Origin of the sequence: Solibacillus sp. FSL K6-1126, assembly GCF_038003445.1 — a bacterium.
GTDB lineage: Bacteria > Bacillota > Bacilli > Bacillales_A > Planococcaceae > Solibacillus > Solibacillus silvestris.
In genome coordinates this window covers 1094061-1114517 of sequence record NZ_JBBOPD010000001.1, presented here as the reverse complement: position 1 = coordinate 1114517, position 20457 = coordinate 1094061, and the positions used below count along the sequence as shown (strand labels likewise).

At 39.1% G+C, this 20457-nt stretch carries 22 protein-coding genes and 1 other annotated feature; all 22 genes read right to left on the bottom strand.

Features of this window, described 5'->3' with window-relative positions; all coding sequences use genetic code 11:
* Positions 1 to 124: 124 nt before the first annotated feature.
* The 22 genes from MHH44_RS05335 to MHH44_RS05230 all read right to left on the bottom strand — a co-directional run bounded on the left by MHH44_RS05335 (position 125) and on the right by MHH44_RS05230 (position 20455).
* Positions 125 to 1423: a solute carrier family 23 protein gene (locus MHH44_RS05335; RefSeq protein ID WP_340797986.1), complete on the bottom strand. Its 1299-nt coding sequence runs from the start codon at positions 1421 to 1423 to the stop codon at positions 125 to 127.
* 22 nt (positions 1424 to 1445) lie between these two features.
* Positions 1446 to 2027 (bottom strand): bifunctional pyr operon transcriptional regulator/uracil phosphoribosyltransferase PyrR, encoded by a 582-nt coding sequence (gene pyrR, locus MHH44_RS05330; protein WP_269454588.1) that lies wholly within the window; start codon positions 2025 to 2027, stop codon positions 1446 to 1448.
* Positions 2028 to 2793: 766 nt separating this feature from the next.
* Positions 2794 to 3696 carry an RluA family pseudouridine synthase gene (locus tag MHH44_RS05325; protein ID WP_008403374.1) on the bottom strand — a complete coding sequence of 301 codons (903 nt, stop codon included), beginning with the start codon at positions 3694 to 3696 and terminating at the stop codon, positions 2794 to 2796.
* Complete coding sequence (lspA, locus tag MHH44_RS05320) at positions 3696 to 4172, bottom strand: signal peptidase II (RefSeq protein WP_008403375.1); 477 nt, start codon at positions 4170 to 4172, stop codon at positions 3696 to 3698. Before lspA ends, MHH44_RS05325 begins: the two co-directional genes overlap by 1 nt.
* Positions 4173 to 4440: 268 nt before the next feature.
* Entirely contained in the window at positions 4441 to 4767 is a 327-nt protein-coding gene (locus MHH44_RS05315; protein WP_251689470.1) for an AzlD domain-containing protein, read from the bottom strand.
* Positions 4764 to 5480 (bottom strand): AzlC family ABC transporter permease, encoded by a 717-nt coding sequence (locus tag MHH44_RS05310; protein WP_014824537.1) that lies wholly within the window; start codon positions 5478 to 5480, stop codon positions 4764 to 4766. Before MHH44_RS05310 ends, MHH44_RS05315 begins: the two co-directional genes overlap by 4 nt.
* Before the next feature lie 91 nt (positions 5481 to 5571).
* The gene (gene ileS, locus MHH44_RS05305) at positions 5572 to 8337 is read right to left on the bottom strand and encodes an isoleucine--tRNA ligase (RefSeq protein WP_340797985.1); all 2766 of its coding nucleotides are present in this window, start codon (positions 8335 to 8337) and stop codon (positions 5572 to 5574) included.
* A 242-nt stretch (positions 8338 to 8579) separates the two neighbouring features.
* Positions 8580 to 8802, bottom strand: a binding site (T-box leader).
* A 66-nt stretch (positions 8803 to 8868) separates the two neighbouring features.
* Positions 8869 to 9414, bottom strand: coding sequence for a DivIVA domain-containing protein (locus tag MHH44_RS05300; protein WP_008403380.1), 546 nt, complete (start codon positions 9412 to 9414; stop codon positions 8869 to 8871).
* A 95-nt stretch (positions 9415 to 9509) separates the two neighbouring features.
* The gene (locus MHH44_RS05295; protein WP_340797984.1) at positions 9510 to 10298 is read right to left on the bottom strand and encodes a YlmH family RNA-binding protein; all 789 of its coding nucleotides are present in this window, start codon (positions 10296 to 10298) and stop codon (positions 9510 to 9512) included.
* Between the two features lie 199 nt (positions 10299 to 10497).
* Complete coding sequence (locus tag MHH44_RS05290; protein WP_008403383.1) at positions 10498 to 10758, bottom strand: YggT family protein; 261 nt, start codon at positions 10756 to 10758, stop codon at positions 10498 to 10500.
* Positions 10759 to 10780: 22 nt separating this feature from the next.
* Positions 10781 to 11317, bottom strand: a complete 537-nt coding sequence (locus MHH44_RS05285; RefSeq protein ID WP_008403385.1) for a cell division protein SepF — start codon at positions 11315 to 11317, stop codon at positions 10781 to 10783.
* A gap of 11 nt (positions 11318 to 11328) precedes the next feature.
* Entirely contained in the window at positions 11329 to 11997 is a 669-nt protein-coding gene (locus tag MHH44_RS05280; RefSeq protein WP_008403386.1) for a YggS family pyridoxal phosphate-dependent enzyme, read from the bottom strand.
* Positions 11998 to 12072: 75 nt separating this feature from the next.
* On the bottom strand, positions 12073 to 12312 hold the full coding sequence (locus MHH44_RS05275) for a PRC-barrel domain-containing protein (protein ID WP_008403387.1): 240 nt from the start codon (positions 12310 to 12312) through the stop codon (positions 12073 to 12075).
* 121 nt (positions 12313 to 12433) lie between these two features.
* Positions 12434 to 13204 (bottom strand): RNA polymerase sporulation sigma factor SigG, encoded by a 771-nt coding sequence (gene sigG / locus MHH44_RS05270; RefSeq protein ID WP_008403388.1) that lies wholly within the window; start codon positions 13202 to 13204, stop codon positions 12434 to 12436.
* A 90-nt stretch (positions 13205 to 13294) separates the two neighbouring features.
* Entirely contained in the window at positions 13295 to 14005 is a 711-nt protein-coding gene (gene sigE / locus MHH44_RS05265; protein ID WP_008403389.1) for an RNA polymerase sporulation sigma factor SigE, read from the bottom strand.
* Positions 14006 to 14018: 13 nt separating this feature from the next.
* Positions 14019 to 14840 (bottom strand): sigma-E processing peptidase SpoIIGA, encoded by an 822-nt coding sequence (locus MHH44_RS05260; protein ID WP_008403390.1) that lies wholly within the window; start codon positions 14838 to 14840, stop codon positions 14019 to 14021.
* Positions 14841 to 15155: 315 nt separating this feature from the next.
* Positions 15156 to 16319, bottom strand: a complete 1164-nt coding sequence (gene ftsZ, locus MHH44_RS05255) for a cell division protein FtsZ (protein ID WP_008403391.1) — start codon at positions 16317 to 16319, stop codon at positions 15156 to 15158.
* Between the two features lie 39 nt (positions 16320 to 16358).
* Positions 16359 to 17654: a cell division protein FtsA gene (gene ftsA, locus MHH44_RS05250; RefSeq protein WP_008403392.1), complete on the bottom strand. Its 1296-nt coding sequence runs from the start codon at positions 17652 to 17654 to the stop codon at positions 16359 to 16361.
* A gap of 102 nt (positions 17655 to 17756) precedes the next feature.
* Positions 17757 to 18122 carry a small basic family protein gene (locus MHH44_RS05245; RefSeq protein WP_087615474.1) on the bottom strand — a complete coding sequence of 122 codons (366 nt, stop codon included), beginning with the start codon at positions 18120 to 18122 and terminating at the stop codon, positions 17757 to 17759.
* Positions 18123 to 18136: 14 nt separating this feature from the next.
* Positions 18137 to 18844: a DUF881 domain-containing protein gene (locus MHH44_RS05240; RefSeq protein ID WP_340797983.1), complete on the bottom strand. Its 708-nt coding sequence runs from the start codon at positions 18842 to 18844 to the stop codon at positions 18137 to 18139.
* A 23-nt stretch (positions 18845 to 18867) separates the two neighbouring features.
* The gene (locus tag MHH44_RS05235) at positions 18868 to 19608 is read right to left on the bottom strand and encodes a DUF881 domain-containing protein (protein ID WP_008403395.1); all 741 of its coding nucleotides are present in this window, start codon (positions 19606 to 19608) and stop codon (positions 18868 to 18870) included.
* Positions 19589 to 20455, bottom strand: coding sequence for a cell division protein FtsQ/DivIB (locus tag MHH44_RS05230; protein ID WP_008403396.1), 867 nt, complete (start codon positions 20453 to 20455; stop codon positions 19589 to 19591). Before MHH44_RS05230 ends, MHH44_RS05235 begins: the two co-directional genes overlap by 20 nt.
* Positions 20456 to 20457 lie beyond the last annotated feature (2 nt).

Here is a 20457-nt window from a genome sequence, read left to right as displayed (position 1 = left end):
CTCGCTATCATCATTAGCGAGGCTTGGAGGGTGTGACAAGGTAAGGTATCATTCTAAAAATGATCCTTTCATGCATGTCATACCCTTCCTTGCCTCTCTGGACAATCTTTAAAAGGTATTTCTTTTATTCTTCTGTTTCGTAAACATCTTTTTCTGTTACTTCACGACCTGGCAATACGAGGTTCAAGATGACACCGATAATCGACGCTAATGCCATTCCTTCAATCGCAAAGCTTTCCGTAAAGCGCATTGCCGCCCCGCCAATTCCGACTACTAATATTACCGATGCAATGACCATGTTACGGTTATTTCCGAAGTCTACTTTGCTCTCCACTAACATACGTAAACCACTTGCTGCAATAATCCCGAATAACAGGATTGAAATACCGCCAAGTACTGCTGTCGGGATTGTTTCAATCAGTGCCATCAGCTGACCCGAAAATGATACGACAATGGCCACAACTGCTGCTCCTAAAATTACATACACTGAATATACACGTGTGATAGCAAGAACGCCGATGTTTTCGCCGTATGTTGTTTTTGGCGGACCGCCGATCAGTGCTGAAGCAAATGTTCCAAGACCATCACCTAACAGCGAACGATGTAAGCCCGGGTCTTTAATGAAGTTGCGGTTTACAACTTTCCCCAATACTAGCTGGTGGCCGATATGTTCTGAAATCGTCACAATGACAATCGGCACCATTCCGATAAAAATTGCGCCTGTAAGTTGGAAGTCATAGTGTACACCAGGGATTAAAAAGTCCGGCAATGCGAAGAACTTCGCATTTTTGACTGCCGTGAAGTCAACGATTCCGATGATGACCGAATAAATATAACCAACGATAATCCCCATTAAAATTGGCATTGCACTTAAAATGTTTTTAAAGAATACCGTGAAAATAATCGCAGTAGCTAGCGTTACCAATGCCGCCGAGAAGTGAAGGCCGCTATATTCGCCGTCTACATTCATCGCCATATCGACTGCTGTGCCAGATAACCCTAATCCGATAACGATAATTACTGGTGCAACGACAATCGGCGGTAAAATATTCATCAGCCATTTGTAGCCTGTTTTCCAGATTAATAATGCTACGATTGCGTATACAACACCGACCATCATAGCCCCGATCATTGCATTTCCAGGGTTGATCGCAACACCTGCTTCCGATAAGCCTGCTACTAATATAATCGGAGAGATAAAGGCAAATGATGAACCTAAGTAAGCAGGTACTTTAAACTGTGTAATGATCAAAAAGATAATTGTCGCAATTCCGCTTGTTAAAAGTGCAATGGATGGGCTTAACCCGACTAATTTTGGTACTAAAATTGTTGATCCGAACATGGCAAACATGTGCTGGAAACTAAATGTAATCAGCTGCCCTACTGTAGGTTTTTCATGAATATCCAATACTGCTTTTGTCATGATGTTCTCTCCCTGTATTCACTTATTCCTCAAATTTATGAATTGTTACAATATCTTCTTTGTCTGTTTCTACTAGATTGACGACAATGCGTTCAGCGCTTGATGTCGGGATATTTTTCCCTACATAGTCAGCACGTATCGGCAATTCACGGTGGCCCCGGTCAACGAGAACCCCAAGCTGGATTTGCGCCGGTCTCCCTAAGTCCATAATGGCATCCAATGCTGCACGTACTGTTCTTCCTGTATAAAGAACATCATCGATCAGCACAACTTTCTGTTCCTTTACTTCGTGCTCAATATCAACTTGCTTAACCTGTGCCTGCTCGTGCTTAGGTGTTAAATCATCTCGGTACAATGTTATATCAAGCTCTCCTGTGCGAATCGCTTTTCCTTCAATCGATTCGATTCTTTCCGCAAGCCGTCTTGCCAAATAGGCACCGCGTGTTTTAATCCCGACTAAAATCACTTCATCAATGCCTTTGTTACGTTCAATAATTTCGTGTGCAATTCGTGTAATCGCACGGTTCATCGATGGGCCATCAAGTAATACTGTAAAATTTTCCATGGTGCTGCTCCTTTCGTTTTTTCCATGTTCACTGGGTATGATCAATGTAAATTTCAAACAAAAAACCCTCTAGAAAGTTCTAGAGGGTTTGAAAAGTCATGTTGAAAAACTGCACACGGGTATTTTTGCGCACAAAAATTCCGTTGCTTCACATTATCCCTTCTCAGCCTCTCTGGACTGCCATTAAAGGTGAACAATATTCAGATTGATTTGATTTGCTGTGACTACCTGCTTGCTCTCGTCAAGTTCTGTAGTTCACTGTTGTCAGTATAGGCTTGATTATTTAATAAGTCAACTAACTTAGCGAAGGTCAGACAACTGAAATTTAATGTTTGAAAAGTGTGAATTTTATTTTATATTTGGTTTTGGTAATGTTTTTCTAATAAGTGTGCTGTATTTTCTAAAATATTTTTAAATCTTCTAATAAATGCTGTATCTTCTAATATATTGGCGCATTGTTCAAATAAGTATGCCTGATTTTCTAATATAGCTCCCCAATGTGCTAATATGTACTGAGTATTTTCTAATATCTACTTTAAATGTTCTAATAAAAAGATTTTAGGCTGTCAGAACATCAATACATGCAGAAAATAATGACTCAAACCGAAACCATTCCCACCCGTTTTCTAATTAAAGCCACAGATCTTCTAATATCACCGCAACTTTTTCTAATATCTACTTCAAATGTTCTAATAATATCACTCCAGGCTACCTGAATGCCACAACACGCAGTATATAATGGTTCCAGCCGAAAACTCCCGAAACAAAAAACAACCGCCTCCAAAAAGGAGACGGCTGTTCGCGATTACCCGCGTAATTCTTCTATTAATTGTTTGAAATCTTCCGGTAGCGGTGATTCAAACTCTAAATATTCTTTCGTTACAGGATGGATAAATCCTAATACACCTGCATGTAATACTTGGCCGCCGAAATCGATTGTTTTTCTTGGACCGTATTTCGGATCTCCTGCTAACGGGAAACCGATATAGTTCATATGCACACGAATTTGGTGTGTACGGCCTGTTTCAAGACGGCACTCCACTAAAGTAAACTCACCGAAACGCTCGATCACTTGGAAATGTGTAACCGCATGCTTGCCTTTATCGACAACTGCCTGCTTTTGACGGTCTTTCTGGTCACGGCCGATTGGAGCATCAATTGTTCCTTTTTCATGCGCAATATGACCATGTACTAAAGCCGTATACTTACGTGTTACCGATTTTTCAACAAGCTGATTAACAAGACTTTCATGGGCAACATCATTTTTTGCAACCATTAATAAACCGGACGTATCCTTATCAATACGGTGTACAATACCTGGACGTGCCACACCGTTAATGCCGGATAAGTCTTTGCAATGATGCATTAAACCATTTACTAATGTGCCGGTTGCATGGCCTGGTGCCGGGTGAACAACCATTCCGCGCGGTTTATTCACAACTAATACGTCCGCATCTTCGTAAACGATTTCCAAATTTAAATCTTCTGGAATAATTTCCAAATCTTCTACTTCCGGAACCGTTACTTCAATAACGTCGCCTTGCTTCACTTTATATTTTGCTTTTACGGCTGCACCGTTTACTAAAATACGTTCTTCATCCAGCCAGTTACTAATTTGCGAACGTGACCAAGATTCTTCCATTTGTGAAAGTGCCTTATCGATACGTTCCCCTGCAAATTCTTCTATTGTTAATGTGACTACTGTCATTATTTCACCTTTTTCTTATCCTTTTTTTCTTCTAGTATGATCGTAATGAAAAGCATTACAACAGCAATTGTCAAAGCTGCGTCCGCTATATTGAAGATCGGGAAATGATAATTGATTACCGGTATATAAACATCGACAAAATCAACTACTTCTCCACGGAATAATCGGTCAATAAAGTTACCAACCGCGCCACCTAATAACAGCATTAAGCTTACATGAAAAAGTGGCTTCCCTTTTGCTTCTGTATGATTAAAATAAATAATGGCGATAATGACAGCAACTGTAACAACTGAGAACAACCACATTTGTCCTTCCAACATGCCCCATGCCGCACCACGGTTACGATGCGATAAAATGCCAAACCAAGGATCCCATACACTGATGCGTTCCCCTAATTCCATATTTTTAACAATGAGCCACTTTGTCCATTGATCCAAAATGACTGCAATTATTGCGATTCCGTAATATTTATACACAGCAAATCCTCCGTTTACGATATATCTTACCTATTTTAACATAATATCAGACCATCTGATATTTTTAATGTGTGAAAAGTGACAATAAAAGCAGCAGCTTCTACTTTTTAGGTGAAAGATCTACTTCTCATACTAAAGATTCTACTTTCGGTGATCAAGTTTCTACATTCGAATCCACATTAGCTAATAAAAGTGCGGCCACTACATTTCATTGAAAAAAGCTTGTTTAGTCACATTCAACTAAACAAGCTCAAAATCCTCTAAACCTTCAACCAAAAAATAATCGCAATCCGGCCATAGTCAATACTCCGGCAATGACTGTTTTCGATAAACTTTTTGTAAGTAAAGCAATAAATAACGTAGGAATAAACGCCATCACATTAAGCCAATGAACCGTAACGATCGCTTCTTCTTTCTCGAAGAAACCTTCAATTACAAGGGCAGACAATATACAAACAGGTATGTAGGCAAGCCATCGCAGCACGATTTTCGGCATCTTCATATTTTTCACTAATATAAACGGCAATATTCTAGGAATCCACGTTACTAGGGCGCAGCCTAAAATTAGTAATACCATCGCTACCGAGGTTGTCATTTTTCCAATGCCACCCCAATCGTTGCAACAATTACGGTTGATAACAGGACAGCTAAATGCCCGGGCATAAAGTAAAGCATCCCGTACATGCTGATAACCATAATGAGGATCAGTTTTATGTAATGCATTAATTTTTCTTTTGGAATGCTCGCAAGTGTCAGAACAAGCAGTGCGACAAACATTGCCACCAAAGCATAGTCCAATCCCCACTTTTCCGGGTCCGGCAGCCATTGCCCGATAACGCCGCCTATTGAGCATGCCGCAATCCAAGTCGTATACGCTGTAATGTTTAAACCGTCCATCCACTTCCCGCCAAGACGTCCTTCTTTGCCGGCACTAACGACGGAAACACCAAATGTTTCATCTGTCAGCAATGTCCCGAACCCGATATTACGCAGCGTGGAATACTTGGTGAAATACGGGGCAATAGTCAAAGACATAAGCAAGTGCCGTAAATTGACGATAAAAATGGTAGCAATGACCGCCGTTACAGGGGCACCGGCTAAATACAGGCCACAAAAGATAAACTGGGCGGATCCTGCATATACAAGTACCGAAAGTAAAAATACTTCCAATACCGAAATTCCCGAAGCAATTCCGACAACACCAAATGCAAGACCGATACTAATATAGCCGAGCAATGTCGGCACACAGTCTTTTACCCCCTGCAGAAACGTATCAGGAGTTAATGGCTTCTGTTCGATTCGTTCCAAAATGTACAACTCCTAAATAATTTATTTTTTCAAAAAATAAAAAAGGTATAAAGGAACGCCATTGCCAAAATGGCAATAGCGTTCCGGATTTTTATACGTAATAGTTTTCTACAACATCTGCACAACGTTTACATAATGTAGGGTGATTTTCGCTTGCGCCTACTGTTTCTGAAATTGTCCAGCAACGCTCACATTTTTCCCCATCAGCTTTTTCAACAACTAACGCTGTTTTATCAAGTACCAACGCTTCTGCAGGTGCATTTTCCTTACTGCCTGCGATAACGAATTGAGATACAATTGAAAGCTGTGCAAAATCGATGTTTGCATCATTCAATAGCTCGACTGTTTCACTATCTGCATAAACCGAAATTTTTGCTTCCAGTGATTTACCGATTGTTTTTGCATTACGCGCTTCTTCCAATGCTTTTAACACTTCATTGCGTACTGTGATTACTTTTACCCACTTCGTACGTAGTTCTGCAAAGTTTGCCTGTTCTACTACTTCAGGGAAATCTGTTAATTGGACAGATTGTGGCTTACCATCGAATTCGATGTAGCTCCATAACTCTTCAGTCGTATGTGGAATAATTGGCGTTAATAGTTTTACTAGTGCCATTAATGTATCATACATAACCGTTTGCATTGCACGACGGTCTTTATTATCTGTTCCTTCAATATATACAACATCCTTTGCGATATCCAAGTAGAATGAAGAAAGCTCGATAGCTACAAAGTTATTTACAGTTGTGTATACAGTTGAGAAGTCATAACGGTCATAAGCTTCACGGATTGTTTTTACAACATCCTGTAAGCGCATGTACATATACTGATCCATTTCACGTAATTCTTCATAAGCTACACGGTCAGTTGTTTCGTTAAAGTCAGTCACATTCCCGTGCAAGAAGCGCAATGTATTACGCACTTTACGGTATGTTTCAGAAACTTGCTTCAACATATCCATTGAAATTCGAACATCGCCTGTATAGTCGACAGATGCTACCCACATACGAATGATGTCGGCACCGTATTGGTTCATTACTTTAATCGGGTCAATCGTGTTGCCAAGTGATTTAGACATTTTGCGTCCTTCACCATCCAATACGAAACCATGTGTTAATAAACCTTTATATGGTGCATGCCCATTAATTGCAACAGATGTAATTAATGATGAGTTGAACCAGCCGCGGTGTTGGTCAGATCCTTCAAGATAAAGGTCAGCAGGATATTTCAGTCCGCGCTCTACAAGCACACCTTGGTGAGATGATCCTGAGTCGAACCATACGTCCATAATGTCGTTCTCTTTAGTAAACTTGCCGTTCGGGCTACCTTCATGTGTAAAGCCTTCTGGAAGCAAGTCTTTCGCTTCACGCTGGAACCAAATATTCGAACCGTGTTCACGGAACAATTTTGAAATATGTGCGATTGTTTCTGGTGTGATGATCGGTGTTTCATCTTCCGCATAGAAAATCGGAATTGGCACACCCCATGCACGCTGACGAGAAATTACCCAGTCACCGCGGTCACGGATCATATTGTAAAGACGAGTTTCGCCCCATGCCGGTGTAAATTCTGTCGCTTTTACGGCATCTAATAATTCATTTCGGAACATTTCAACAGATGCAAACCATTGTGGTGTTGCACGGTAAATTACCGGTTTTTTCGTACGCCAGTCATGCGGGTATGAGTGTGTAAATTTAGAAACATGCAATAATGCATTTTCTTCTTTTAATTTTTCAATAACAACCGGATTTGCCTTTTCGTAGAATAATCCTTCAAAACCAGGTGCTTCATTTGTATAGCAGCCACCGTTATCTACTGGTGATAAAATGTCAAGACCATAGCGTTTCCCGATCTGATAGTCGTCTTCACCGTGGCCCGGCGCTGTGTGTACACAACCCGTACCAGCATCAGCAGTTACGTGGTCACCAACCATTACTAATGAATCACGCTTGTAAATAGGATGTTCTGCAACGATCATATCAAGCTGTTCACCTTGTACTTCCTGAACGATTTGAACATCTTCCCAACCAAATGTTGCTGATAACTTTTCAAGTAAATCTTTTGCTACGATATATTTGCTGCCGTTTGTTTCAACGACAACATAAGTGAATTCAGGGTTCACTGAAATCCCTAAGTTTGCTGGAATTGTCCATGGCGTTGTTGTCCAGATAACAAATTTAGCATCTGCCGGTACTACGCCTTTGCTGTCTTTAATGCCGAATGCAACATAAATTGAATACGATTCAACATCTTTATACTCGATTTCCGCTTCTGCCAATGCAGATTCAGAAGACGGTGACCAATAGACTGGTTTTAAGCCTTTATAAATATAGCCTTTCTCTGCCATTTTCCCGAATACTTCGATTTGACGTGCTTCGAATTCAGGTTTTAATGTAATATATGGATTTGCCCAGTCACCACGTACACCTAGACGACGGAATTGGCTTTTTTGGTTTTCAATTTGTTCATAAGCATATTTCTCACAAAGTTCACGGAATTCTGCAACCGACATTTCTTTGCGTTTAACACCTTTATTTGTCAGTGCCTGCTCGATTGGTAAACCGTGTGTATCCCAACCTGGAATATAAGGTACATGGAATCCTGACATTGATTTTTGGCGGTTAATCATATCTTTGATAACTTTGTTTAATGCGTGACCGATATGGATGTCTCCGTTTGCATATGGAGGGCCATCATGCAACAAGTAGTGAGGACGATCTTTTGTACGCTCCAGTACTAGCTTGTTGATATCCATTTCATCCCATTGTGCTTGAACTTGCGGTTCCTTTGTTGGTAAACCGCCGCGCATAGGGAAGTCGGTTTTCGGCATTAATAATGTGTCTTTATACTCTACCATTGTAAATTCCTCCTAGTGATCTTATCGAGTGTTGATTTCCATTCCGGGGCGGACGCTTTCCGCGGGCGTGGCCTGAGCCTGTAGTCTCAGGCGTCACGCTATTCTATTCCCGCTGGAGTCGCCTCCCCTCCATTCCAATCAACGTTTCAGCAAAAATGACCGCGTTTCATCGATTGTCATGCTTTTAATGCTCCAATAGGGGTTTAGGAACTTTTAAACAAAAAAGCCCCTCCATCCCTGTAAAAAGGGACGAGGAGCATTAGTCTCGTGGTACCACCCTAAATTCGCTAAATAAAATTAGCCTCATTAGACACTGTAACGTCGTGTGCTACGAAATAACTTACTTGAATTTCAGTTATTTAGCTCAGGAGTGATTTTCGATTTAACTTGCTTCGTTCGAGCTCTCACCATCCTCGAATCGCTACCCCACAATGTCAAATTTACTGTCTCCGTCAAAGCATGATGCAAGTGCATCCTATTCATTATTTTTCAGTATATGAAAAGGCTGTATATAATGTCAAGTATCGTTGACTAATACACGGCATTTTCGTCATTTTGGTTCTCTTCATTGGTTTCTTTACGATTGTGGTCCTGAATTTCCGTTAAGTCCACATCATATTCCAGTAACTGATCCCAATCGCCTGTATTCAGTAAATCAAGCTGTGCTTCCACCAACATTTTAAATCTGTTGCGGAATACTTTCGACTGTTTTTTCAATTCGTCAATTTCAATCGTTATTTTTCTTGCTTTTGCCAATGCGTCATTTACAATACGATCTGCATTTTTTTCAGCTTCTTTAACAATGAGCTTTGCTTCTTTTTCGGAATTGCGACGAACTTCGCCAGCTGCCTCTTGAGCAACAACAATTGATTTCTGTAATGTGTCTTCCAATGAATTGTAATGATTCATCTGTTCTGACATCATCTTAATCTTTTCTTCAAGCTCTTTTTTCTCGCGTAAAACAATCTCATAATCTTTTATAATCTGATCTAAAAATTCATTTACTTCGTCTTCTGCATATCCACGGAACCCACGTGTAAACTCCTTATTATGTATATCAAGAGGTGATAATGGCATATCGTTCTACTCTCCTTTTTTACGTACATTCTTACAAGTATTATAAACGTTTCTTTTGGGAATAACATCATGTTTTCCTAAAAAACAGTTGAAAATTATACTTTTTGCTCTAAACGACCTACTTGTAATCGAATCTTATCTTTTTTTGTCCGCCCTTCTGTCAGGATGACTTTCAACCGCCCGTATCCTCGCGCAGAAATAATGTCGCCTTCCTGCAATTCAAACGCCACTGCTTCCCTGACAGTCCAGTTAACTTTTACTTTTCCGGCATTGATTAAGCTTTGTGATTTTTGACGGGAGATATTAACGATTGTCGCTAAGACGACATCCAGGCGCATTGAAGAAACGGTATGAGAGCTTTCGACCCATTGCTCCTCGTTTTGAATAAATGCTGTAGTCGGATCCATTTCCTCAGCACTTACCTTTACTTTGCCGATACTCGTTAAATTCGCCCGCACATAATCCGAGATTTCCGATGCAATTGCAAATTGAACCGTATTATCGGCAAGTCGTATATCCCCAAACTTGCTGCGGTCTAGCCCAATCGATAATAATGCACCTAAAACATCCGGATGGCGCAGCTGGACAAATTTTGTCGGGTAATTCAATGAATACACGGCAATTTGAAAATCGGCTTCTGCCGGCTCGTAATAGGAAGGGGCAATGAGCATGCGTTTGCGCTCTGCCTCTTCAAATATCCCTTCTCTGAATACATGGAGGTCATCTGATTGCTGAACAATAGACTCTACAATAAAACGCTGTCTCGGATCTAAAAAATCGGTCAATTTTGGAGCATAGCGATCTTCTACCTCACGTTGCCATCCAATGACTTGTTCAATAAAAGGTTGTTCATCTTTACGAAAATGTTGGATTAAATGCTCCATCACAATTCCTACTTTCTTCTAAACTGTGTTACTAATTTCTCCATATTTCAATTAAATTAAACTTTTATTTTATGTATAAATAACCTGCATTTTAATGCTCTTATGCATACAGGTCCGTTAATTATTAATAACCTTAATCCATAACAACTAAACAAACGTAAATAAAGAAAACTCCTACATTTGCAGGAGTTCAATTAGATTATAAGAAAAATGCTAGGACGCTATAGACGCCTCGCTCGATAAATACTAACGCGAATAATCCGACAATTGGTGAAATATCAATCATACCAATTGGTGGAATGAACTTACGGAAGAATCCTAAATACGGTTCACATACTGTTTCCAGGAAACGACCAACAGCCGATTCTTGCAGTGCCGGAACCCAAGACATTAATATGTATCCAATCAGCATAAAACGGTAAACAAGAAATGCTGTTGATACAATTGAAAATAGAATCATGTTTTTACCTCACAAAATTTAATTACTCGAACGTTAAATTAGAAATTTCTCCTGATACTTCTACATTTTCTGGTGTACATAAGAAAATATCATTTCCAATACGCTGAATATCTCCACCTAAAGCATACACTGTTCCGCTCAAAAAATCGATTATTCGCTTCCCTTGATCTCGGTCGATACGCTGTAAATTGACAACGGTAGCACGTTTATTTTTTAAATGTTCAGCGATATCCTGTGCTTCTGCATATACACGTGGTTCTAATAACACTAATTTTGAATTCTTCGATGAAGACGCAGCTTGAAGGCTCACAACATTGTTATGATTTTGCATAACGACTTCATTGCGTGGTGGTTGCTGTTGCATTTTACGCTCCTTCTTCATTCGATTTTGAATGAGTTGTGGTTGCTGCTTTTGTCCATAATCCTGGTAAAATTGCTGTGGTTCATTTTGAACTGCTTTTGGTGCTTGTTTTTGCGCTGTTTGCGTTTGGGCAGGAGCATATTCTTCTTCTATTTCTTCTAAATAAAAGAACTTGTCAAAAATATTTTTAATGCTCATATTAATCCTCCTTAACCAACAAGAGCTGTTCCAATTCTAACAAATGTTGCCCCTTCTTCAACTGCAATTTCGTAGTCATTTGACATGCCCATCGATAATTCAGTACAAGGTACATTTGGAATATTCAATTGTGACACTTCTTGTTGCAATTGTTTTAACTGTTTAAACACTTGTCTAATCATCGTTTCATCTTCTGTAAAAGGAGCCATTGTCATTAAACCTACTACTTCAATTTTTGGAAATTGCTCAAGCTGCTTTACAAAATCAAGCGCTTGTTCTCTCGTTAAGCCATGTTTTGATTCTTCACCGGAAACATTTACTTGTACGAAACATTTCACTCGTTTTGTTGCTCTTTTTTCAATTTCTTCTGCCAGGCTTAATCGATCAAGAGAATGTAAATAGTCAATCTGATCAATTACTTGCTTTACTTTTCTCGTCTGTAATGAACCAATATAATGCCAGGAAACAGCCGAGTTAATCGAATCTAGCTTATTTAATAAACCTTCCGGACGATTTTCTCCTAAATGGATGAGACCCGCCTCTATTGCCTCTTCTGTCCGGTTAACATCTACTTCTTTTGTCACAGCAATAATTTCGACTGTCTGTTGTGCATTAACACGTTGTTTTGCAATTTCTATTTGATGTTGAATCTGTTTTAAGTTTTCTATGATTTTCGTCACTTTTTTCCCAACTTTACAACAATAGTTTCTCTCATTGTATCAAGTGATAGTTTAATTTTCAATGAATAGCGTGAACTATTCATCGGGTGACTTCACTAAGATGACATCTTTTCCGACTGTAAGTATATTACTAAAGTGAATTTTCTTAACTAATTCTTCCCCTTGAAATAAGTGGTAAAACTTTTTGGGCGGGGAAATTATAAATGCAGTAATGGCACCTTCTTTTTCGTCCACTTCCGCATCTACAATATAACCGATAAATTTTCCGCTTGTCGCCTCAATGATTTCCTTTTCCTGAACGGATGAAAACCGCATTCCTCCATCCTCTCTGTATTATTTAATTACAATTACCTCATTATAAGTATTTAAACATCATGAAATTATGATGAAAGGGACAGCCCTACGTGTTGGACAGTCCCTCAGAATTTCTATCTATTTAACGGAAATCCCGTTTCATCAATTCTACCGCACTCTTTTCCAATCTTGATATCTGAGCCTGTGAAATACCTAAAGACTGAGCAATTTCCGTTTGAGTTTCACCTAGGAAAAAGCGCTTTTCTATAATCATTTTTTGTCTGCTATTTAGCTTTTTCATACTCTCTTGCAATGAAATCGAGCCGACCCAATGCTCCTCTGTTACTTTATCTTTAATTTGGTCAATCATAAAGATTGCATCGCCACCATCGGAATAGATCGGTTCCTGCAGTGACATCGGGTCTTGAATTGCATCAAGTGCAAACAATACATCCTCTTTTTTCATCTCTATTGCCTGTGCCAATTGTTCGATTGTGGGTTCTGTTAAATGTTCCGCAATAAATTGCTCCTTCGCTTTCATCGCTTTATATGCAATATCACGCAATGAACGAGACACACGCAATGCATGATGATCGCGCAGGTGGCGGCGGATTTCTCCCATAATCATCGGTACAGCATATGTTGAAAATCGAACATTATGCTTTAAATCAAAATTATCAATCGCTTTTAATAAACCAATACATCCTACTTGGAATAAATCATCTGCCTGTTCGCCACGATAGGCATAACGGCCGACAATACTCAGCACTAATCGTAAATTGCAGAAAACTAACTGCTCTCGAACAATCCATTCTCCTTGCTGTAATCGTATAAATAAATCTTTCATTTCATCTGGCTTCAGTACTGGTAATGTAGATGTATCCACACCACATAATTCGACTTTTGTACGCATCCAACTTCACCTTCCGAACTAGATTGTCTTTTGTCTTTTCAATCATTTTGTCCGAAATGGTCATCGCTATGCGCGCCAAATTTAACCATCTTATGCAATTGGTTCGTTCAAGAATTCACGTAAATCCATAATAATTTTTTTCTCCAATCTTGAAATATAAGATTGTGAAATACCTAAATGGTCCGCTACTTCCTTTTGAGTCATTTCTTCTTTTCCGTTTAGACCAAAACGACATTCCATAATATATTTTTCACGAGGTGTCAGCTGATTAATGGCATTAAACATATGCTGACGTTCAATTTTACGTTCCACATCAAGTGTTATTATATGTTCTTCTGTCCCTAATATGTCTGAAAGCAATAGTTCATTGCCATCTGCATCCGCATTTAACGGTTCATCAAAGGAAACCTCGCCTTTCATGCGGCTCGTCTTTCGTAAATGCATCAGTATTTCATTTTCAATACAGCGTGATGCATATGTCGCTAATTTAATGTTTTTATCCAAATTGAATGTTTCAATCGCTTTAATAAGGCCAATTGAACCGATGCTGATTAAATCCTCAATCGGCGTGCTTGTATTATCGAAACGTCTTGCAATATAAACGACTAAACGTAAATTTCTTTCAATTAACATATCTCTGGCATGCAAGTCACCATTCATAAATGCTTCGACTACGACAACTTCTTCTTCTCTAGTTAATGGAATAGGCAATGAATCATGTCCCCCTATATAGTAAGTCCCTTTTTTTCTTCTAAAGTAGCTTAGTATGTTTACAATTATCGATTGAATTTTTTTAAGCAATATCGATCCTCCCTTATGAATTCGTTAGGACAAACACATGTGCAATCATTTGTGCATTTTGCGGAAATCGCGCATCATTTTTCGTAAATACAACATAGTGATTTGGATACGTCTTGTTCTGAATGACAATTGTGGCACGAAAGGCCGGTACGAGTAATGTGCCTTTTTGGACCGTTGTAATAGGAACAATACGTATTCTTTTCTGTATTTCCTTTGAAAACATTGTCAATGAGTAAGGCTCCTGCTCATTCCATTTGAGCAGACATTCACTAAATTCATCTGGTAACATCGATTGAACTGATTTAAACGATATAAAATGGACCGGTGCCTGACTCAAAGGTTCAGTAGCTTCATTTCCGGTATCGATATATGTTACGAGCTCCATTTGATGTTCAAATAGTTCTACTTTGCTTGTCGTTACATAACGACTTTGTGCAACATTCTGCAGTTTTTGAAACCAGCCTTGTTTCATCACTGTCAAACTAATACATACTATGCCGAAACATATAAAAATATAAACGAAAAACGGAGATGCAAGCAAAAATGGTTGTATTGCTGTTATTAATCCACCTGCGAGCAAAGTAGCGACTACAATCCACTTCCCTTGTTCGCGAAAAATTTTCCATTTAAATGAAAAGGCAATCCCTAGTAGTACGATGAAACTTACAAGCAACATGAATATGTTTCCTATAAATAACACAGCGATCAGTGCACTACAAAAGGCACCTAATAGTAATCTCCAAATTGGAATGATGGTATATGTTATAGTTGCGGTAAATTTTAGTAGTACGAGATTCATTAAAAAGTTCATTAAAAGAATCCACTCTGCATACATGTATTGTCCTCCTGTAAATAAGATTATCAAAGCTCCCTAGAGATTTTTGTCTAACCGTTGCATAAATTTGGAAGAATCGTATGACATATAGTTACGCTATTCAAATCCAATCGACAAAAAGTTGGTGGCAGGAAAGTTGAGGTGTAACAAGGGGATATGAGGAAGTTCCGATAAGATGCACAAAATTTATTCAGCTCTTTTCACTCCAATACATGCACAAAGCAACACATTTCTTAAGAATCTCTTAAACTAAAAAAACGATTATTCACATAAAAATGTAAATAATCGTTTTTCATATTATGAAAACTTGTACTATTAGCGATTGCGACGGTTGCGTAAAAATGTCGGAATATCCAATGCATCGTCCTGCTGATAGTTTGTTTGTTGTGTTTGACGTGGCGCTTCTTGCTGCACTGGATCTTGTGAACGTACAGGCTGCTGTTGTTGCTGTTGAGTTGAGCTTGTTGCAGCTTGTTGACGAGCACCGATTGATGGACGTACAGGCTGTGGCTTTTGAATAATAAAGTCATCCGAGAAGCCTGTTGCAATTACCGTTACGATAATTTCATCATTTAAGTTATCGTTAATTACCGAACCGAAGATCATATTTACTTCTTCATCTGAAGCAAGCTGTACAATATCGGCCGCTTCCTGAACTTCAAATAAACTTAAGTTCGTTCCGCCTGTAATGTTCATAATAACACCTTTTGCTCCATCGATAGATGTTTCCAGTAATGGAGAAGAAATTGCCTTTTTAGCTGCTTCTACTGCACGGTTTTCACCTGCTGCAATCCCGATACCCATTAATGCAGAACCTTTATCGGACATAATTGTTTTTACATCGGCAAAGTCCAGGTTAATTAAACCAGGTGTTGCGATTAAGTCAGATATACCTTGTACACCTTGACGCAATACATTGTCGGCTTCACGGAACGCTTCAAGCATCGGTGTTGATTTATCTACAATTTGCAGTAACTTATCATTTGGAATAACGATTAAAGTATCAACCGCTTCCTTCATTGAAGTAATACCGCCGATTGCCTGAGTTTGACGTTTACGGCCTTCAAATGTAAACGGACGTGTTACAACACCTACTGTCAATGCACCTAAATCACGTGCGATTGAAGCGATTACCGGTGCTGCACCTGTACCAGTACCACCGCCCATACCGGCAGTTACGAATACCATATCGGCACCACGTAATACTTCTTCCAATTGTTCGCGACTTTCTTCAGCAGCTTTTTTTCCTACTTCAGGGTTTGCCCCTGCACCAAGTCCACGTGTTAATTTACCGCCAATTTGTAGTTTATATTCAGCTTTTGATAGATTTAAAGCTTGCGCATCTGTATTAACAGCGATAAAGTCTACACCTTGTACACCATGTTCAATCATACGGTTTACGGCATTGTTACCGCCTCCGCCAACGCCGATTACTTTAATAACGGCTAATTGTTCAACATCCGTTTCAAATTCTAACATCTCTTCTCCTCCTAATTGTTCACGTCATTCATTTTCGTATTAATCGAAAAATTTGTTTAATAAGTTTTTCGCGCGATCAATCACACTTACTTTATTTGCGCTTTCTACTCTCTCCGGCACATTTGATTGTTTTTTAGAAGGAGTTGGTTGAGTAGGATAAGGTGCTGCATATGAAGAAGCTGGTACCGGCTCGCTTCTTCCGTAAAATTCGTCTTCTGCATTTGCATAGCGAATTAAACCTACCGACGTTGTAAAGGCCGGTTCACGTACACCGATGTAATCCGGTGTATAAATGCGAACACGCGTTAACATTACTTGTCGCGCCAGCTGGGCAATTCCTTCCAGCTGTGCTACCCCGCCAGAAATGACGACACCACCTGGTAAATCCTGTACCCCCATACGTGCTAGTTCATCCAATACTAATTCAAATAACTCTTCTAAACGTACTCCGATAATTTCTGATATGAAGCGTTGACTGTATTGATCTGTTGTATCAGTACCAACAACAGGAACGTCAAATGTTTGTTCATCGGAAGCATCATCGTAAAAGGCATGTCCATACTGCTTTTTGATTTTTTCGGCTTGTTCAGTCGGTGTTTTTAATACGATCGATAAATCCTTCGTAATATGATCTCCGCCTACCGGGATCACAGCTGTATTTGTCAGCAGTCCATCTTTGAATACCGCAACAGTTGTCGAGCCGCCGCCTAAATCGATATAAGCAGTTCCTTGATTTTTTTCATCTTCCGTCAGCGCAAAATTACCTGCTGCTAATGGTTGTAGATAAATCTCACGAATTTGCAAGCCTGCACGTTCTACACATCTTAAAACATTATGTACAAGCGTCTTGGATGTCGTAATCATTGTCGCATCCATCTCTAAACGAATGCCAATCATACCACGCGGGTCTTTAATCTCATCTAGGTTGTCCACGATAAATTGTTTAGGTATTAAATTTACTAACTCTCGCTCTGGTGGAATCGACATTACCTGTGCAGAGTCTATTACTCTAGCTAAATCATCATCCGTGATTTCCCGGTCTTCACCGTTTACCGCTACAACCCCTTTGACAGGTTGTAAAACTGTCTGGTTTGCAGGAACTCCAAGCACCACTTCTTCTATATTAATACCAGTCATTCGCTCTGCTTGATCTACAGCTTTTTTTATGGACTGTACAGTTGCATCTATATCAACTATTGCACCTTTTCTTATCCCTGTTGATTTCACATGACCTACACCAATTACGTGCAATTGATCACCGTTCATTTCTCCGATCAGGACCTTTATTGAAGATGATCCAATATCGAGAGAAACATAAATTTCTTGATGATTCAACTTTCTGCACCTCCTTCGATTACTCCTATAGTTCATTCTATTGTAAATTTCGTTGATTGTCTAAGTAAAACGATAAATTGTAATGATATTTTAACGTGATTGTTAAGAGTTTTCCTCCTTTTTCAATCTACTGTTCTCATATTTTGTCAATAATAGCCGACGAATGACTGCGATATTTTGAAACAGTCGAACTCCGAATGCAAAAATAGCGGCTAAATACAGATCGACCCCTATATGGACACCGAGAAAAGCCAGTCCCGCTGCTAAAATTATATTAAAGAAAAATCCGGAAATAAATACCTTGTCATCGTAAACTTGTTGCAATAACGCACGGATACCGCCGACCATTGTATCGAGAGCCGCCAGCACAGCAATGGATAAATAGTTTTCATAAACAGATGGAATTTGAATATCTGTTAAAATTCCTAATACCACACCTAATATTAGACCTAAAAGTGGTAACCACATATTCGCATCCCCTTCTACTTTTCTGATAAATACTTAATTCTTGGTACAGATGCAACTGAATCGATTTGTATATTCTGCTCTGCTTCATGAATCGTCAATACTAGATTATCAATATAAAACTCATCCTGGAATGAAGATGCAAGCAAATGGTTCTTCATTTTTTCGGCTTGCTCATACGTAAACGTAATAATATTTATTTCGATATCAGTATTTTGAATCGGCTCACTATTGATCGTCGTTTTTCCATTAATATCGCGAATGGCCGAATTGTAGCTTAAACGTTTGTCATCCACTTCAATCGCCCGGGCATTATAGCGATTTAAATCATTTATCAGCCGAATTAACAGTTCGGGGGATACAGGCTTTATTTCATAGCCTAAACCCATTAATTCGGGCGAAGCGCCAACTGTTAATGTTAATCCCGGCCCTTCAACTGGCAAGATTCCTGCACGTTCTTTTAGTTGATCAACTGTTTGCTGCAATAGTACTTCCGGATTATCAAATTCTGCATCCTCATATTTACTTACTGTTTCGGACAATTCGCTTATTGCGGTAAGCAGTTCGGAATGCCGCTCCTGTTCCTCAGATAATTGCTGACGAATTTCCCAAATATCGACTGTCGTTCTTTCGGTCGGATTTTGAACAGTGTTGTACTGCACTGCGAGCATAAAGCCGATGATGAACGAGATAATTGTAATATTACGGTACATTTTTTTCGTCATCATCTTCCCTCCGATCTTATGCCTTATTCATCGCTGACTGTTTTCATTTCAATTAAATCGTTTGTTTCCAATGTAACGACAATTTGTTCATTTAATAATTGGTCAAATACTCCCCCTGTTAATTCTAATGAAGAAATAAGTACATCCTGATTACCTATCGCCTCGATTACAAATGGTGCAGGGTACTGTTGTCCATCAATTGTAATGACAGGACCGTTACAGACAATGTAGGAGTTTGGTTTCAAACGTTGCCCGTTAATCGAAATTGCCTCGGCACCTGCAATTTTTAATTCATTTAATACTTTAAATATGTGACTTTCATGCACAATATACTCATTTGGGTTGGTCGTCTTCGGATTATAATCACCATCTTGCAGTGTTATTGTGATCCCTTGTCCAATTCCATCTGTTAGTCCTAATAACAGCCGCAATTGTTCAGCATCTTGACGGTTCTGTTCATATTGCGTTTCGTTCGAAGAAAACTGCTTTTCATACATCCGAATTTTCTCCTCTAATTGGGCCAACTCATCTGCAAGCTCTTTATTTCTTTCCTGTTTTCCAGTCAAATCTTCCATGTACTGATTTTCCTGCTCAAACTGGGGAGAGGCAGAACTTAATGTACGCTTGTCCTTTGATAAATTATAGGAAAAGCCGATAATAAATCCTGTGATTACGCATACAATGAGTATAGCGCCATACTTTTTCGAAATTAAGGTTGATTTTTTCTTCGGCTGCCTGCTGGTATCATTCTGGCTCTTCTTCATTTTGTTCTTCCAGTTGCCCCCCTTCCTCAGTATCCGCATTTTCTGTTTCTTCTGCAGGCTCTTCAGTTTTTTCAGTGTTTTCTTTTATGAGTGTATATTCATCTGAAAAAGGTCGGTAATATGAACCAACTTCAATATCTACAATCCCTTTTTCAGAAACGTCCTCGCTTTCAATTTGGGCGATAATTGATGGATAGTAATTTAATTTTTCTGCTAAAGTATTCGCATCAGCGCGTACTTCATAGCCATCATTCATGAAAAGCGTAATTGAATACGGGTCCGCTTCTGTAGGATTTGCATTAATTTGTGAAATGAGCGACAGCACTTCCGGCTTTAGATTCGCAAGTTCCTTTAAAAGCTTTTTACGAAGTGCCTCATTTTCAAAGTCCCGAAAAATCGGTGCATCGATCGGGACAATTTCATTGGATTCTTCAAATACAATGCCATTATCGAGCATAGGGTAAAATTCCCCGTCTTGTGAAATATATGCCACTTTTTGCCATTCTTCTACTGTAATTTGAACTTCATTCAGGAATTTCCTTTCGACAGTAACGGATTTTACCCATTCATGCTGTGCAATTGCCTGCTCCACTTCCGAAATTTTAAAGCCCCATAACGAATCATTGATTTTTAGATTTGACTGATCGATATAATACGTATCTTCCTTAAGGGCTGCCCCTTTAATATCAATTTTCTTTATATCACTATAAGGTAATTGAAAATAAAGAAGGATGATAATGATAAAAAGAAAAATCGTCACTAGTGCTAAAAATTTAAAATTTGTACGGCGTCTTCTGCGTTTTTTCATAGCGGGTACTCGTTCTGTAATATCGATTACTTTTTCCATTA

Coding starts and splice junctions, on each gene's coding strand:
- MHH44_RS05335 (WP_340797986.1), bottom strand. CDS start 1,423: ATGACAAAAGCAGTATTGGATATTCATGAAAAACCTACAGTAGGGCAG.
- MHH44_RS05235 (WP_008403395.1), bottom strand. CDS start 19,608: ATGAAGAAGAGCCAGAATGATACCAGCAGGCAGCCGAAGAAAAAATCA.
- ileS (WP_340797985.1), bottom strand. CDS start 8,337: ATGGTAGAGTATAAAGACACATTATTAATGCCGAAAACCGACTTCCCT.
- MHH44_RS05290 (WP_008403383.1), bottom strand. CDS start 10,758: ATGATTCTATTTTCAATTGTATCAACAGCATTTCTTGTTTACCGTTTT.
- MHH44_RS05285 (WP_008403385.1), bottom strand. CDS start 11,317: ATGAGCATTAAAAATATTTTTGACAAGTTCTTTTATTTAGAAGAAATA.
- MHH44_RS05325 (WP_008403374.1), bottom strand. CDS start 3,696: ATGACAGTAGTCACATTAACAATAGAAGAATTTGCAGGGGAACGTATC.
- MHH44_RS05315 (WP_251689470.1), bottom strand. CDS start 4,767: ATGACAACCTCGGTAGCGATGGTATTACTAATTTTAGGCTGCGCCCTA.
- MHH44_RS05260 (WP_008403390.1), bottom strand. CDS start 14,840: ATGTATGCAGAGTGGATTCTTTTAATGAACTTTTTAATGAATCTCGTA.
- MHH44_RS05275 (WP_008403387.1), bottom strand. CDS start 12,312: ATGCGGTTTTCATCCGTTCAGGAAAAGGAAATCATTGAGGCGACAAGC.
- ftsZ (WP_008403391.1), bottom strand. CDS start 16,319: ATGTTAGAATTTGAAACGGATGTTGAACAATTAGCCGTTATTAAAGTA.
- MHH44_RS05230 (WP_008403396.1), bottom strand. CDS start 20,455: ATGGAAAAAGTAATCGATATTACAGAACGAGTACCCGCTATGAAAAAA.
- MHH44_RS05245 (WP_087615474.1), bottom strand. CDS start 18,122: ATGTGGTTACCACTTTTAGGTCTAATATTAGGTGTGGTATTAGGAATT.
- MHH44_RS05300 (WP_008403380.1), bottom strand. CDS start 9,414: ATGCCATTATCACCTCTTGATATACATAATAAGGAGTTTACACGTGGG.
- MHH44_RS05240 (WP_340797983.1), bottom strand. CDS start 18,844: ATGACGAAAAAAATGTACCGTAATATTACAATTATCTCGTTCATCATC.
- sigG (WP_008403388.1), bottom strand. CDS start 13,204: ATGCGTACAAAAGTCGAATTATGTGGTGTGGATACATCTACATTACCA.
- MHH44_RS05295 (WP_340797984.1), bottom strand. CDS start 10,298: ATGGAGCATTTAATCCAACATTTTCGTAAAGATGAACAACCTTTTATT.